This is a genomic window from Pseudomonas sp. G3-19 (genome assembly GCF_054855875.1).
The window spans coordinates 5084196-5098489 of record NZ_JBMPIQ010000003.1; the positions used below are offsets into that span (position 1 = coordinate 5084196).

The 14294-nt window shown below is 60.1% G+C and carries 13 protein-coding genes and 1 other RNA gene; 3 read left to right on the forward strand and 11 right to left on the reverse strand.

What is annotated here, in order from left to right:
• Window positions 1–73: 73 nt before the first annotated feature.
• Both ACOYXI_RS23115 and rimJ read right to left on the reverse strand, forming a co-directional pair.
• Window positions 74–1552: an ArnT family glycosyltransferase gene (locus ACOYXI_RS23115; RefSeq protein ID WP_461675344.1), complete on the reverse strand. Its 1479-nt coding sequence runs from the start codon at window positions 1550–1552 to the stop codon at window positions 74–76.
• A gap of 30 nt (window positions 1553–1582) precedes the next feature.
• Window positions 1583–2170, reverse strand: coding sequence for a ribosomal protein S5-alanine N-acetyltransferase (gene rimJ, locus ACOYXI_RS23120; protein WP_461675345.1), 588 nt, complete (start codon window positions 2168–2170; stop codon window positions 1583–1585).
• A gap of 142 nt (window positions 2171–2312) precedes the next feature.
• Between rimJ and ACOYXI_RS23125 the strand changes: the two genes are divergently transcribed.
• A complete protein-coding gene (locus ACOYXI_RS23125; protein ID WP_461675346.1) occupies window positions 2313–2885 on the forward strand; it encodes a GNAT family N-acetyltransferase in 573 nt (190 codons plus the stop codon).
• 90 nt (window positions 2886–2975) lie between these two features.
• Here ACOYXI_RS23125 and ACOYXI_RS23130 read toward each other — a convergent pair whose 3' ends face one another.
• Both ACOYXI_RS23130 and ACOYXI_RS23135 read right to left on the reverse strand, forming a co-directional pair.
• Entirely contained in the window at window positions 2976–4382 is a 1407-nt protein-coding gene (locus tag ACOYXI_RS23130) for a DUF2252 domain-containing protein (protein ID WP_225137476.1), read from the reverse strand.
• Window positions 4383–4477: 95 nt separating this feature from the next.
• Entirely contained in the window at window positions 4478–4912 is a 435-nt protein-coding gene (locus ACOYXI_RS23135; RefSeq protein ID WP_098967134.1) for a hypothetical protein, read from the reverse strand.
• A 205-nt stretch (window positions 4913–5117) separates the two neighbouring features.
• On the opposite strand from ACOYXI_RS23135, the gene ACOYXI_RS23140 reads away from it, so the two are divergent.
• Both ACOYXI_RS23140 and ACOYXI_RS23145 read left to right on the forward strand, forming a co-directional pair.
• Complete coding sequence (locus tag ACOYXI_RS23140) at window positions 5118–6158, forward strand: DMT family transporter (protein ID WP_210559112.1); 1041 nt, start codon at window positions 5118–5120, stop codon at window positions 6156–6158.
• 81 nt (window positions 6159–6239) lie between these two features.
• Window positions 6240–6869 carry a hypothetical protein gene (locus tag ACOYXI_RS23145; RefSeq protein WP_223008120.1) on the forward strand — a complete coding sequence of 210 codons (630 nt, stop codon included), beginning with the start codon at window positions 6240–6242 and terminating at the stop codon, window positions 6867–6869.
• Between the two features lie 177 nt (window positions 6870–7046).
• Here the strand turns inward: ACOYXI_RS23145 and ssrA are convergent.
• The 7 genes from ssrA to ACOYXI_RS23180 all read right to left on the reverse strand — a co-directional run bounded on the left by ssrA (window position 7047) and on the right by ACOYXI_RS23180 (window position 14173).
• Window positions 7047–7436, reverse strand: a transfer-messenger RNA (tmRNA) gene (gene ssrA, locus ACOYXI_RS23150).
• Between the two features lie 96 nt (window positions 7437–7532).
• Window positions 7533–7808: a hypothetical protein gene (locus ACOYXI_RS23155; protein ID WP_027610765.1), complete on the reverse strand. Its 276-nt coding sequence runs from the start codon at window positions 7806–7808 to the stop codon at window positions 7533–7535.
• A gap of 197 nt (window positions 7809–8005) precedes the next feature.
• On the reverse strand, window positions 8006–8287 hold the full coding sequence (locus tag ACOYXI_RS23160; RefSeq protein WP_027610766.1) for a hypothetical protein: 282 nt from the start codon (window positions 8285–8287) through the stop codon (window positions 8006–8008).
• Between the two features lie 132 nt (window positions 8288–8419).
• A complete protein-coding gene (locus ACOYXI_RS23165) occupies window positions 8420–11230 on the reverse strand; it encodes an FAD-binding and (Fe-S)-binding domain-containing protein (RefSeq protein ID WP_461675347.1) in 2811 nt (936 codons plus the stop codon).
• Window positions 11227–11898 (reverse strand): LutC/YkgG family protein, encoded by a 672-nt coding sequence (locus ACOYXI_RS23170; RefSeq protein ID WP_461675348.1) that lies wholly within the window; start codon window positions 11896–11898, stop codon window positions 11227–11229. The genes ACOYXI_RS23165 and ACOYXI_RS23170 overlap by 4 nt, the downstream gene beginning before the upstream one ends.
• On the reverse strand, window positions 11898–13352 hold the full coding sequence (locus ACOYXI_RS23175; RefSeq protein ID WP_135294931.1) for a LutB/LldF family L-lactate oxidation iron-sulfur protein: 1455 nt from the start codon (window positions 13350–13352) through the stop codon (window positions 11898–11900). Before ACOYXI_RS23175 ends, ACOYXI_RS23170 begins: the two co-directional genes overlap by 1 nt.
• The gene (locus tag ACOYXI_RS23180) at window positions 13349–14173 is read right to left on the reverse strand and encodes a (Fe-S)-binding protein (protein ID WP_139055477.1); all 825 of its coding nucleotides are present in this window, start codon (window positions 14171–14173) and stop codon (window positions 13349–13351) included. The genes ACOYXI_RS23175 and ACOYXI_RS23180 overlap by 4 nt, the downstream gene beginning before the upstream one ends.
• Window positions 14174–14294: the final 121 nt, after the last annotated feature.

Genomic DNA, 14294 nt, shown 5'->3' on the forward strand with positions numbered 1-14294 from the left:
ACGTTTGCCAAGCTTCAGCGCAAACAAAACCCGCCAGTGACGGCGGGTTTTTTATTGTCTGGTGCGAAGGACGTCAGTAGCCGACGAAGTAATACGCCTGACGCCCGACCATCATGGTCTTGAGCACTTTGAGTGGTGCGGCGGGTTCGCTGTCTGCCGAGATCACCGCGACGTTCGAGGGGGAAGCGCTGAGGAAGTCGTGCAGTTGCGCGTCAGTATCCAGCCCCTTGAGCACGCTTTGGGTGTAGAACACGCTGGCGCCGCCGACCCGTTCATTGGCCTGGAACAGTGCGACCTGCTGACCGTTGGCCTGCAAGCTCTGAATGTGTTCGGTCAACGGCAGGAACGACAACTCCTTGTCGGCGTTGGGCAGTGCCCACTGCGCGGCGCCGAGGTAGCTGGCGATCACCACCGTGAGCAAGCCGGCAGCAATTGCCTGACGATGACGGGCGACTTTTCCGATAAAGCGGTCGACGGTTTCGCGGGCCTGCAAGCGCTCGAAGAGCACGCGCGCATACTCGGCGGCAATCACCGCCGCCGCCGGGGTCATCGACATCAGGTAGACCGTGCGCTTGCTTGAGGCCAGGGTCAGCATGATGAACTGCGCAACGATCCACAGGCTGAAAAACAGCAGGTAACGGTTGGCCTTCAGATCCTTGCGGAAATGCCATAGGCCCAGGTACACCAGAATGTTCCAAGGCAGAAACGCTTCCGGCAGTTTGGCCAGATAGTAATAGAACGGCTCATAATGCCCGGCCTCGACGAACGAGCCGCTGAAGCGCCCGACGCTGTTGGTCAGCAGCACTTCAGCGACGGCGTGCGAACCACCGCGCTGGTAAAGCACGGCGAGCCAGATCAGCAACGGAATCAGGCCCACTGCCGTGAGCAGGCCAGGACGCAGCCAGGCGCCGATCTTCAGGCGTTTGTCGATCAGGTTATCAGCCAGCAGGTAGGCGAAAATCACCACCCCCGGCATCGCCAGACCGAGCACACCCTTGCTCAAAGTGGCGATAGCGATCCCGACGATAAACAGCAGCGAGTTACCGGCGCTCGGTGCGCGTTGTGCCTGAAAGAACGCCAGCAGCGCCGTGGTCACGCCGAGCGCCAGCAGCGCATCTTCGCCGACCCCGCGCACGTTGCTCCAGTAGCTGGCCATGGTCGCCAGCAGAATCCCCGCCGTCCACGCGACCGCTTTTGGCCGGCCGAAGCGGCGCAGCATGCCGTACAGCAGCATCACGCTGAGCAACCCGGCCACCGCCGACGCCAGCCGCACCGCCCATGGCGAAACACCAAACACGCGCATGGCGCCGGCGTCCAGCCACAGGCTCAGCGGTGGTTTTTCCAGAAACGGTTCGCCGAACAGGCGCGGCGTCACCCAGTCATCGTCCAGATGCATCTCCATGGCGATCCCGGCGACCCGAGCTTCGGTGGAGCCTTGCAACTGGTGGTTACCCAAAGCGAAAAAAAACAGCAGGGCGGCGAGTAGAAACAGTGAAGTGGCGGCACGCGGCATGGATTTCAGGCAACCGGAAAGGGCAGGAGCCTTGAGCATACTTCGCCAATGCTTAACAAATTGTGAAACTCACGCTAATTGGCGCGACCAGCGCTGTTCCGGTGCTTCGAACAACGGATTGACCAGCGCCGTCAGCACATGATCCTGCCAACGTCCGGCGATATTCAGATAAGCCTTGGCATAGCCCTCGCGCTCGAAACCCAGACGCTCCAGCAATCGCGCACTGCGCTCGTTACCGGGCATGTAGTTGGCCATGATCCGATGCAGGTTCTGCGTGTCGAACATATAGCCGATGCCAGCCTCCAGACCTTCCTGCATCAAGCCTTGGCCCTGATGCGCGTGGTCGATGTGATAACCCAGATAACAGGCCTGAAACGCTCCGCGAATGATCCCGCTGAAATTGCACGCGCCGATCATTTGCTGGCCATCCGGCGTCAACAGAGCGAAATGCATCGCCAGCCCGGCCTCGTAGGCACTGGCCTGGACTTCAAGGCGTCGGCGAATCTGCTCGCTGGAAAAGTATTCGGTGGTGCGAATCGGCGACCAAGGGGCGAGATGGCGCTGGTTGCGTGCATAGAAGTCACTTTCCAGCTCGGCCTGTTCCGGGGCGAGGATGGCGAGCGTCAGGCGTTCGCAGGGCAGGCTCAGCAGTGACATCGGCGGCTCCGGTTGGCAGGGTCGAGGGACAGGATTGCCTAGGAGATGGAAAAAAACAAACCGCGCTGGCGCTCTGTAAATTTCTTTGGTTGAGTGCACAGGGTTATCGACTGCGGCATTTCCGGGATTGGAGGAACAAGCAATGGAATTTGCATTGACGGTGAACGGGTTGGCGCTGCGTGTTCGGGCGCCGGACCCAGCGCTGGTCGCTCCGGTGCGCGAGGCGTTGAACGCCAGTTACCGCGAGCATGCGCCTTTTCTCGAGTGGGCGGTTGAACACACCAGTGAGGGGCGGGCGCTGTCGTCCATGCTGCGAGCAAGGGATGATTTCGCTAGCGAGACCGGTGAGCGGCGCCTATTCATCGTGACTGAAGACGGACAAACCGTCGTTGGCTGCATCGGCCTGGTGCCGCGTCGGCGCAAGCGTTATGTCGTCGGTTATTGGGCCAACAGCGCGTTTGCCGGCAAGGGCTACATGCGCGAAGTGCTCCAGCAACTGGTCAGGCGCCTGCCTGAGTGCACCTTTTACCTGACCACATCGTCGGCCAACAGCCGCAGTCAGCGTCTGGCTGAAGCGGCGGGGTTTGCGCTGATCAGGGTTCACCCACAGGCGCGGCAATCGCAGCAGCGCGGCGTGCAGGACACTTGGGTGTATCGCTCCGGCAGCAAACGCCAGACAAAAAAAAGCCCGCGGGAGAGCGCGGGCGAACCGTAGTTTCTTGAATGAGCGAGCGGACTGTACCGTGTTGATCGAACGGGGGCAGTGAAGAAAAATTCATCTCGGTGGCGGCGGCTCTGCAACGCTTCAGGGCAGATGATCCGCGGCGAAATCGGCTTCCGAACGCGCCGTCAGCCGGCCCTTGCGGCAGGCCTGCTGAAAGCGTTCGAAGTCGCGCTCGTTCTGCGCGGTGTAACTGCGGGCGTATTTGAACAAAGCGTCGGCCAAGGCATCGCCCTTGCCGATGTAACCACTGATCAGCGCAGCGTTGCCTGAGGCTTTGGCGTGCGCCCGTGCCAATGCGCGGCCACAGACCCGGGCATAGGCGGCGAAGGTGTCGGCGTCGAAGTTTTCCAGTTCGGCGGAGATCTTCATGTCGCGCAACTGCCGCACATAGAAATGCCGACCGTTGGGACCGGTGGTCCAGCCGAGAAACAGATCGCTGGCCGACTGCATCAAGCGCTGCCCTTCGACCACCCGTTGGCCTTCATGACGGGTGCGGGACTTGGCCTTCACATAGTCGGCGAGTACCGAGCGCCGCGCCTCCTTGAACTGCAGGAACAACGGAAACTCCTGATCGTCGGTCAGCAGCGCCACCAAACAGCGGGTGCCGACACTGCCCACGCCGACCACTTTGAACGCCAGATCCTGCACGTGAAACCGCGAGAGCAATTCCCGCCGGTCAGCCTGCAGCGTGGTGCGATAGTCACGCATGAACGTATCGAACAACGGCCGCCAGTCCGCCAGCCGCAACCAGTCATCATCGGCGTCGAGCAGCGTGGTGTTCTTGTGCAGGTGGAAAATCTCCGGCAAATCGTCACGAATGACCAGCCGCCCATTCGCGTCGCGCTCGCTGATCTTCGGCAGCAACTCGGCGTGGGTGCGCCGTTCGGCTTTATCGACGGCGCGCTGCACGTGCTCCAGGGCACTCTTGCGCGCCTGATCGAGCAAATCTTCGTACTTGATCGATTCGTACCAGGTTTCCAGCGCACTCTGCTCGGCGCACTCCAGCATCGTCGCCTGATAGGCGCCGACCATCTGCCGACACACGTCTTCCTCAACCGACTCGCCATGGCGCAAATCCCGCGCCGCCACCACGAAACTCGCAGCCAGCCGCTTCACGTCCCATTCCCAAGGCCCGGGATGCGCCTCGTCGAAATCATTGACGCTGAACAGCAGATTGCGCTCCGGCGTGGCAAACCCGCCGAAATTCATCAAATGCGCATCCCCACAGATCGGCCCGACCAGCCCCATGTTCTCGGTGCTCGACAGATCACGTGCCTGCACCAGCGCATTGCCACGGAAGAACGTGAAGGGCGACACCAGCATTCGTCCGTAACGCAGTTCCACCAGCGAGGCGACGCGGCCCTGACTGGAGGCCTTGATCAGCGGGATCGGATCGCGGTTCATCTTTCCGGTGGTGGCGTGGGCGCTGCGCGAGCATTTCTTGCGGGCGTCCTTGCCTTGCTTCATGCGGGTTTGGAGGGTGGTCATGGGGGCTCGTCGTGGCAGTGGGGGCGGTGTGAGTGTAGAAGTGGTTCAGGGGTTTATCTGCCGGCGACACTGAGCGATGTCACTTCTGAACTCCGTCACTTTGTCCTCGTGCCAGATCCAGCATCGTTATTAACCAGCTTCAGAGACAAATCGTACTTGGCCACTTCATTACGCCGGGCGGCGTTGCGCATGAGGTAGACCTGAACCGTGTACTCGCCATCGCCGGGCAGTGGACCGAGAAAGTGATTGCCCATGATCGAGCCGTTGAACAGCGCGTAATCCGCACCCTTGGCGAGGATGTTGAAGTAAGCGGAGGTGTTGGACGGTTTGAAGTCGACGGTCAGTATCTGGCCGGCCTTGGCGTTGAATGTGTACTGCGCGGTCTGGTCCCCCTTGATCGACTGTTTGCGCTGGATGCTGTCGGCACTGGTTGTGAACGCGATCGGTTCGACGCGCACAGTGGGGGCGTCGGCCGCATGGACGGACAAGGAAATCAGCGCGGCCAGCGCTACGGCAATCCAGCTTTTCATCTTCAACTCCATTGCATCTCGATGTTCGCAGCATAGAGCCTGCTTCGAGCGACCGCCCAGAGATTGCGCGGATTAAATGTTGCTGGATTTGAGCACAAGCCAGAGATGATGTTCGCTGACACGAATCAGCTGTTCACATAATTCTCACCTGAGTTTTGCGATGATGGGCGCCGGTATTCCATCGGCCCCAGCGAGTGATCCCAGCATGAATGTGAGCGTTCTCCACGCATTGATTGCGGCGGCGCTGTTTGGCGCCAGTACGCCTCTCGCCAAACTGTTGGGGGTACAGGTTTCGCCGATTCTGCTGGCCGGGTTGCTCTATCTCGGTAGCGGTCTGGGCTTGACCGCCCTGCGTTTTGTCCGCGATCGTGGCTGGAAGCCCTCCGGGCTCGGCACCGGTGAATGGCCATGGCTGCTCGGCGCCATCGGCTTCGGCGGAGTGCTGGCGCCGGTGGCGCTGATGTTCGGTCTGACCCGAACGTCCGGCGCGAGCGCGTCACTGATGCTCAACCTCGAATCAGTGCTCACGGCGCTGCTGGCGTGGGTGGTGTTCAAGGAAAATGCCGACCGACGAATCGTGATCGGCATGCTCGCCATCGTCGCCGGTGGCGTCGTGCTGTCCTGGCCACAAGAGGCCGTCTCGGCGCAAGACTGGAGCGGCCCGTTGGCCGTCGCTTTCGCCTGCTTCTGCTGGGCCATCGACAACAACCTGACCCGTAAAGTCTCGGCCTCGGACGCACTGTTCATCGCCGGCAGCAAAGGCCTGGTGGCGGGGCTGGTCAACTGCACACTGGCCCTGTTCATCGGCACCCAACTACCCGTCGCCACCTCGCTGGTGCCGATCATGCTGGTCGGCTTTCTCGGCTACGGCGTCAGCCTGGTAATGTTCGTCCTCGCCCTGCGCGGCCTCGGCAGCGCACGCACCGGCGCCTACTTTTCCACCGCACCGTTTCTCGGCGCAGGCATCTCGATTCTGCTGCTCGGCGAGTCGATATCGCTGATGTTTCTGCTCGCAGCGGCGTTAATGGCGGTGGGGGTATGGATTCATCTGATGGAAAACCATGTTCATGAGCATCAGCACGAACCGCTTGAGCATGATCATCGGCATACACACGATGAGCATCATCAACATACGCATGGGTTTGAGTGGGATGGGGTGGAGCCGCATAGCCATCCGCATGTGCACACGCCGATGCGGCACAGTCATGCGCATTTTCCGGATGTGCATCATCGGCATGGGCATTGATTGAAACTCTGAAGTCTGTTGATTGATGTCATTGTGATATCGTCTCTGTCGATTTCTTCAGTCTTTCATTCGAGTCATTCCATGAAACCAATTTTCCTGCTGTTGCCCATTGCGGCCCTTTTTTCTGCTTTCAGCGTTGCCGCTGCACCTTCGCCGGTGGCGTCGTTTGCCGCTTGTGACGATCACTCCCTGGCAGTCGTGCAATCACCTTTGTTCAAGAATCTGGTGCCGAGCACTGTCGAAAATGGCCAGATCAAATTGTCCGGCGGCACCAAGAGCGATATGGGGCAGCGCTGGATGTTCGCCAAGCCGGTCGAAATTGACGGCATGTCGTTGACCGGCTTCTACGCCGAAGATACAGACCTGATGGGCACTCGCATCATCAGTTGGGGGTTCTACGCCAAACAGACGCCGAATGAACTCCACACCCAGTTGGAAAAAGCGGGCGGGCCGCGTATGGACATGTCGCAGGGGCTCTACGCACGCGCGGAAATCTGGTCCCACGGCAAATCCAACTGGCAGCCGGAAGACCCATCCGCAACGGCGGGCAAGCTGGTTGTCGACAGTGCCGAGCGCGTGTTCCTGATCGAGCCTGCTCCGCAAGAGCTGACGACTGGCAGCAAGGGGATGTTTACCTGCTCGATTCAAGGCAAGGTCAATGAGGCAATGCTCAAATCCAGCCGCCCGGATCTGATCAGCGCGGTTCATTGATTCTGATGAATGCGGGTACGAAAAAGGACGACATCGTGTCGTCCTTTTTTATGAGTAGGCAGAGCATTGCCAGGGTTATCGAGTTTGATCGCCTGCAGGCTGTGGGTTTGTGTGCTCGGTTTGGCTGATGTCCAGATGCGACAAAGCCCGCACAAGGCGGGCTTTGTCGTCGAGAGTTGGTGGAGCCGGGGGGATTTGAACCCCCGTCCGCCAGTGCTCCGCTGTCGGTACTACATGCGTAGCCGTGTCTATTAAGTTAACCCTCAGCGACCCGACGGGCAGGGTGCTTTGGGCGAGTTGTGTAAGTTTTAGCCGCTTCGTCCACAACGTACTGCACGGCGATTCTGTTCTATATGACAATCATTTCGGGTTTACAGACATCCCCTGATGATTGCTGGGCCCGAAGGCACCAGGAGTGCATGTCAGCTGCAATTAAGCAGCGAGAGCAGCACCGTATTGGTCGTCATTGGCAACTATAAGAAGTTGCAACAGTGGATTTACGACTTCTGTTACCAAGTCGGCATGCACCTAAAGTTTCGTCACCGGCGTCGAATCCTAATCGGCCCCGAACTCATTGCCTCGTACATCAGGTGAGGCAACAAGCCTGCGCAGTGTACGCCAAACGGCCGGCGAGGCCAACCCGAAGGTTGGCCTCGTGGCATATCAATTGCGCGTTGGATTGCGGATTTGCATTTTGGTTATCAAGGAAGAGGTGACCTCAACGCAATCCTTGTCATTGCCGGCCGCCTGCGCGTCTTCAGCTTTTTTCTGCGCTTCCTTGACGTTGTTCATGGACGTCTCGGGAATTGACGGCTGACTGGTAACGAAGTCTTTGATGGTTTGAAGATTCCCGGCACAAAGGTCTTTGTCTGCCGCAAACACCGGCGACGTCAGCAGGGCACCAGCGATGAACAATCCAGCAATTGCAGAATGCTTCATGGGTATCTCCTTGAACGGTTGGTCTCGGTGCTGCCGGACGGTCTGGCGGCGATGCCGAGGTCGTAACAGGCCGTGTTTGGTAGTGGGCCTGTTCAATCGACCGCGGCCGCACGCAGGAATTCGGTTTTTTTTACATCGTGGCCCGTCAACCCGAACCGCGCTGCATCACGCCACCTGAAGACTGGTCGTCCCGAGGTTTATTTCTTGGTATCCCCCGTCGAGTTCTGGATTACCAGAAGGGTTTGCTGGGTTTCCGCCAGGCAGTCGTCGATCCTGCCCTGAGCCTTAAGGGCCTGGGCTTTGCTGACGCTTGCCGAGACGCGCGAATTCAGATCCGGCGACGTCTGATATTGCGTCTTGGCGCTTTCGATCTTTTGCAGATTCGCCTCGCACAAGTCGGCAGGTTTGCCATCGGCGAACGAAGTAGAAGCCATCATCGAGGCAGTAACGAACAGACCAAACAGTACAGAATGCTTCATGAGTATCTCCTTGCACTGAGGAATCCAGACTCTCGCTGACCGTCAGAGCAGGCCTGCGAAAGGAGGAAAAGCCCCGCGTGTTCGGGGCTTGTTCTGTGGACTACCGCCTCGCTCAAGGGTTCTAACTTTCTTTTAGCAGGCCTTCGCTCGAGTGACCCGATCCACCAGATAGACCAGTCCGTGATAGTCGATGCCGCCGTGCTGCGTCAGGCCGATCTCACAGGTGCGGCTGGTGGAAATCCCCTCGTTGCAATGTTGCACCGCGTCCTTGAGTGTGCGCAGCGAGTGGCTGTTCAGCTCCGGCGTGGTGAAACCCTTGTCACCGGCAAACCCGCAACAATGAATACCTTCCGGAATCACCACGGTTTTGCTGCATTTGCGTGCCAGTTCGATCAGCGCCTGGCTTTCGCCCAGATGCTGGGTGCTGCAGGTCACATGAACTGCAATCGGTGCTTCTTGCGGGGTGAACTCCAGTCGATCGAGAAGATGCGTACGGATGAAGCGCACCGGGTCATACAGATCCAGGCGAACATTTCCCACGTCCTGCACCAGGCGCAAGGTGCACGGGCTGGTGTCGCAATAGATCGGATCGAGTCCACCGCGACTGGCGTGCAGCAGCGCGCTGATCAACTCCTGACGCTTGTGCTCGGCCTGTTCGGCGTAGCCTTTGGAAGCAAACGGCTGACCGCAGCAGAGGTTGTCCTGATTGTCCGGGAATACCACTTGGTAACCGGCTTTTTCCAGCAGGCCACGGGTCTTGTCGTACAGCGACATCTGCTCCTTGTCGCCCGCTGCCGGGCCCATCACCCGTGAAACACAGGCGGCCAGATACACAACGCGTGGGCGTTCGTCGGACACGCTCGGGCTGAAGCGAATGGCTTTTTCCGGTTGCGGCATCGCGCTGGTCCACAGCGGCACCTGGCCTTTGGACAAACGTGTCAGGGTTGCCGACAGCTTCGCCAGGCGCGGTGCGCCGAGCAGCATCCGTGCGCCGTTGGCCACGTGCAGGGTGAAGCGTGCGCCTTGCAGGGTCTTGGCGAAATTTCCTTCGATCCAGTCAGCGGTTTTCTGATGCGTGGCGTTGCGGGCGCGGAGCTTTTTCACCAGTTCGCCGGTATTGATGCCTACGGGGCAACGCTGCGCGCACAGGCCTGTCGCGGCGCAGGTTTCAATGCCTTGGTACTCGTAGGCTTGTTCCAGCTCGGTGGTGTCAACGCCGGCACGTTTTTTCGCCTGAATGTCACGCCAGATCACGATGCGCTGGCGCGGGCTGAGGGTCAGTCCTTTCGACGGGCAGACCGGCTCGCAGAAGCCGCACTCGATGCATTTGTCGACAATCTCGTCAGCCGCCGGCAGCGGCTTCAGGTGTTTGAGGTGGATCTGCGGATCTTCGCTGAGCACCACGTCGGGGTTGAGGATGCCGTTGGGGTCGAGCAGACGTTTGAGCTGCCACATCAACTGATAGGCATCGCTGCCCCATTCCAGCTCAACGAACGGCGCCATGTTGCGCCCGGTGCCGTGTTCGGCCTTGAGCGAACCGCCGAATTCCACCGCCACCAGTTGCGCCACGTCGTCCATGAACGCCTGATAGCGTGCGACTTCTTCCGGACTGTTGAAGCCTTGGGTGAAAACGAAGTGCAGATTACCCTCCAGAGCGTGTCCGAAAAGGATCGCTTCGTCGTAGGCGTGTTTGTCGAACAGCGCGATCAGGCGATTGACGCCGATAGCCAGTTGCTCGACCGGGAAGGTCACGTCTTCGATGATCACCGTGGTGCCGGTTTTGCGCACGGCGCCGACGGCGGGGAAGGTGTCCTTGCGGATGGCCCAGAGCTTGGCGTTCTCGGCCGGGTCTTCAGTGAAATCGACCTGTTTTTCCACCGAGAAACCGGCTAGCGAAGCCATGATCTGCGCCAGTTGTTCCTGCAGCAAAGTGGAAGAGGCGGCGCGGGATTCGATCAGCAGCGCGCAGGCATTGTTCGACAGGTGCTGTACGAAATCCGGCATGCCCGGTTTGTCCTGCACCGAACGCAGACTGCGCCGATCGAGCAATTCCACCGCCGACACCGGTTGGCTTTTCAGCACGGTGACTGCGTTGCAGCAGGTTTCCACATCCGGGAACACGATCAGCGCCGAGGCCTTGTTCGGGTGATCGACCACCGTGTCGTAGGTCACCGCGCTGATGAAGCCGAGCGTGCCTTCGGAGCCGACCAGCAGGTGGCTCAAGATATCCACAGGCTCGTCGAAATCCACCAGGGCGTTGAGTGACAGACCGGTGGTATTTTTCAGACGATATTTGTGGCGGATTCGCGCAGCCAGTTCGGCATTGGCGCGGGTCTCGCGGCCCAATGTTGCCAGGCGTTCCAGCAGATCACCGTGGCTGGCGCGAAACGCGGCGACGCTGGCGGCGTCTTCGGTGTCGAGACGGGTGCCGTCGGCGAGTACCAGACGGATCCCGGCCAGCGTGTGATAGGTATTTTGCGCGGTGCCGCAGCACATGCCGCTGGCGTTGTTGGCGACGATGCCGCCGATCTTGCAGGCGTTGATCGACGCCGGGTCGGGGCCGATCTTGCGCCCGAAGGGAGCCAGCCACGCGTTGGCCTGCGCGCCGATCACTCCAGGTTGCAGGCGAATCTGCAGGCCTTGGCCGCGAATCTCGCGAGCGTTCCAGTTATCCCCCAGCACAATCAGCACCGAATCGCTGATCGCCTGCCCGGACAAACTGGTGCCAGCGGCGCGGAAGGTCACTGGAACCTGATCGCGCTGGGCCAGTTTCAGCAGCGCTACCACTTCATCTTCGGACTCGACGCGGATCACCAGTTTGGGAATCAGCCGATAAAAACTGGCGTCGGTGCCGAAGGCCAAGGTCGACAGCGGATCGTCAAAACGGCGCTCCGCTGGAATCAGTTGCTGCGCATCGCGCAAGAAATTCACCGGAAGCGTCATTGGTCCTCCAGGATCAGTACCACCAGGTCTTTCGGGCCATGTGCGCCGTAGGCCAGCACTTGTTCGATATCGGCGGTTTTCGACGGGCCGGACACCAGCAGCGCGTTGGTCGGCATGCCTTGGGCCCACTCGAATTCCTGTTGCACCTGATAGAAGTTGTCGCGGATTTCGCTGGCCTTAAGCAGGGCGAAATGCACCGGCGGCACCAGGCTCATCAATCGCGGCTCTTCACGAGTGGGCCAGAGAATCAGGCTGCCGGTCGCGGCGATGGCGCCGAGAGTGCCAGTGAGGCTGGCCGGGGTGTCGTTGAACAGCTCGGCTTTCCATTCTTCCATCGGCCGGTTGTAGGACTTCAGCGTCGGCAGATCAGGATTGTTCGCCCAGTGTTGTGAGATGCGCTGCCCGTGGGGCGTAGTCGGTGCGATCAGCAGGCTCGGTAGCTGACGGTCACGCAGTAACTGCGCGAGCAGCGTCGGCCAGTCTGCGCCGGTAGTCAGATGGATCTCGGTGTGGACCGCTTCCATCAGTTTGCGCAGCTGCGGGATGCGTTGCTCGGCGCTGTAGGTGTAAGGCTGGGTCACCAGATCGACGTCGAAGTCGTCGGCAATCGGTGTGGCGCCGGTCAGACTTTTCCGTAGCTTGGCGAGGATATTTTGCTTGGCGCTCATCAGCGATCTCCCTGTTTGCCCAGATGCTCGCGGGCCATGTCGTGCAGTGAGCGGGCGGCGGGTTTTGGTGCGCTGTGGTTTTGTGTCCACGGGCCGACATTGCTTGGGGTCAGGGCGCGCAGGCGCGTGGCGAAGAAACCGAACAACCGATACAGCGTCGGCGAGCTGTTGAGTTTCGCCCAGGCGTTCCAGATGAAGCGTTCCTTGCGCGAATACTTGCTGCCCTGGCCGCGCATCACTTGATGCGGCGAGTCCGGAGCTTTGACGTTCTCTTCGCGTAGGCGCCGCAGCAGGGCAGGGATCGGAATTTTTACCGGGCACACTTCGCCGCAGGCACCGCACAACGACGAAGCGCTCGGGTGATCCGGGACTTTCGCCAGACCGACCATGTGCGGCGTGATGATTTTGCCGATCGGTCCCGGATACACCTCGCCGTAGGTGTGGCCTCCGACGCGGGTGTAAACCGGGCAATGGTTCATGCAGGCACCGCAGCGGATGCAGTTGAGGGTCTGGCGCAGTTCGCTGTCGGCAAAGGCCTGGCTGCGACCGTTATCGAGCAGCACCAGATGCACTTCCTGCGGGCCGTCGAGTTCATGTTCCTTGCGCGGGCCGGAGATCATGTTGACGTAGGTGGTGATCGGAATGCCCAGCGCCGAGCGGGTCAGCAGCGACAGCAGCGGCACCACGTCGCGCAGGTTTTCCACGACCTTTTCGATGCCGGTGACGGCGATGTGCACCGGCGGCACGGTGGTGGTCATGCGTCCGTTGCCTTCGTTTTCCACCAGCAGCAGGGTGCCGGTTTCGGCCACGGCGAAGTTGACGCCGGAAACGCCGATGTCCGCTTCGAAGAATTTCTGCCGCAGGACCCTGCGACCGATCTGAATGAGTTGGTCAACGTCCTTGGTGTACTCCACGCCAAGTTTGTCGTGGAACAAGGACGCGACCTGACCGGCATTCTTGTGGATCGCCGGCATAATGATGTGTGAAGGCTTCTCGTGGTCGAGCTGGACGATGTATTCCCCCATGTCGGACTCCAGGCATTCAACACCTTGAGCCTCGAGGAAATGGTTCATCTCCATCTCTTCGCTGACCATCGATTTGCCCTTGATCACTTGCCGCGCCTCGTGAGCGCGGATGATCGAAAGGACGATGCCATTGGCCTCGTCCACCGTTTCCGCCCAGTGCACTGTCACACCGTTGCGGGTCAGGTTCTGTTCCAGTTGCTCGAGCAGGTCGGGCAACTTGGAGAGCGCACGCGCCCTGATCGAGTTGCCCAGGGCGCGCAAGTGTTCTCTTTCGTGGGCATCGCTGAAAGCCGCTGCCCGCTTGGTCATCAGTGAATCCATCGCAGTGCGGAAGTTGTTCCGTAGCTGCTGATCACCCAGGGCGTTGTGCGCCCGAGTACGGAAATCTTCTTCTACGGCAACCGTAGGAATAATCGTCGAGGTGCTCATTGCGCACCTCCGGTTCGTTGCCACAGAAAGCTGGCGAGATGTTGCCCGCGCAGCGCTTCTTTTTGTTTCTCCAATGCGCCATTGATGTTCATCAAACAGCCGCAGTCGGCGCTCAACACTTTGTGCGCGCCGGAATCCTTCAACGCGCGGGTCTTGTCCGCCACCATCGCGCCGGAAATGTCTGGCATACGGACGCTGAATGTCCCACCGAAGCCACAGCACTCGCTTTCGTGGTCGTGGTTGACCCGTTCCACGTTGCTCAACTGCGCCAATAACTCGCGGCCGTGCAGGTGGGTGTTCATCTCGCGGCGTGCCGAACACGAGGTGTGCAGCGCGACTTTGACCGGCTCGCCGCTGTCCTTGAGCTGCACCTTGCAGACGAACAGCAGGAACTCGGCCAGCTCATAGGTGCGGGCCGCGAGTGCCTGCACCTGTTTCAACGTTTGCGGCTCGTCCTTGAACAAGTCGGCGTAATGCTCGCGCAACATGCCCGCGCAGGAACCCGACGGCACCACCACCGGATAATCCCCGGCAAACAGCGCCAGTTGCGAACGCGCCACCGTACGCGCCTGCTCGGTGTAACCCGAGGTGTAGGCCGGTTGCCCGCAGCAGCTCTGCCCTTGCGGGTACTCGACCTTGATCCCTTCACGCTCGAGCAAGTGGATCGCGTCCATCCCGGCTTCGGGGTAGAACAGGTCGACCACGCACGTGCCGAACAGATAGACCCGCGACGGTTTCTCGCTGGGGTACTGCCGAGGTTCGGGCAGTGGCGGTGCGACGCGGGTGGCGTTGGGCACAGCGTTGTAAAAAAGCTCGCTCATCAGGCGTGTCTCCGGGTGGGCCCGGTTATCCGTCTGTTGAGACTGCTGAATATAAAGAGCCTTGCTTTCAGCAGCCTTACAGACCGGGGTGTGAATTGCTGACGCCGGAATCACCAGCCGG

Excerpts from the sequence above, each read along its gene's own strand:
- ACOYXI_RS23125 (WP_461675346.1), top strand. The coding sequence starts at position 2,313 with ATGGAATTTGCATTGACGGTGAACGGGTTGGCGCTGCGTGTTCGGGCG.
- ACOYXI_RS23160 (WP_027610766.1), bottom strand. The coding sequence starts at position 8,287 with ATGAAGCATTCTGTACTGTTTGGTCTGTTCGTTACTGCCTCGATGATG.
- ACOYXI_RS23115 (WP_461675344.1), bottom strand. The coding sequence starts at position 1,552 with ATGCTCAAGGCTCCTGCCCTTTCCGGTTGCCTGAAATCCATGCCGCGT.
- rimJ (WP_461675345.1), bottom strand. The coding sequence starts at position 2,170 with ATGTCACTGCTGAGCCTGCCCTGCGAACGCCTGACGCTCGCCATCCTC.
- ACOYXI_RS23135 (WP_098967134.1), bottom strand. The coding sequence starts at position 4,912 with ATGAAAAGCTGGATTGCCGTAGCGCTGGCCGCGCTGATTTCCTTGTCC.
- ACOYXI_RS23175 (WP_135294931.1), bottom strand. The coding sequence starts at position 13,352 with ATGAGCACCTCGACGATTATTCCTACGGTTGCCGTAGAAGAAGATTTC.
- ACOYXI_RS23170 (WP_461675348.1), bottom strand. The coding sequence starts at position 11,898 with ATGAGCGCCAAGCAAAATATCCTCGCCAAGCTACGGAAAAGTCTGACC.
- ACOYXI_RS23145 (WP_223008120.1), top strand. The coding sequence starts at position 6,240 with ATGAAACCAATTTTCCTGCTGTTGCCCATTGCGGCCCTTTTTTCTGCT.
- ACOYXI_RS23140 (WP_210559112.1), top strand. The coding sequence starts at position 5,118 with ATGAATGTGAGCGTTCTCCACGCATTGATTGCGGCGGCGCTGTTTGGC.
- ACOYXI_RS23165 (WP_461675347.1), bottom strand. The coding sequence starts at position 11,230 with ATGACGCTTCCGGTGAATTTCTTGCGCGATGCGCAGCAACTGATTCCA.
- ACOYXI_RS23130 (WP_225137476.1), bottom strand. The coding sequence starts at position 4,382 with ATGACCACCCTCCAAACCCGCATGAAGCAAGGCAAGGACGCCCGCAAG.
- ACOYXI_RS23180 (WP_139055477.1), bottom strand. The coding sequence starts at position 14,173 with ATGAGCGAGCTTTTTTACAACGCTGTGCCCAACGCCACCCGCGTCGCA.
- ACOYXI_RS23155 (WP_027610765.1), bottom strand. The coding sequence starts at position 7,808 with ATGAAGCATTCTGCAATTGCTGGATTGTTCATCGCTGGTGCCCTGCTG.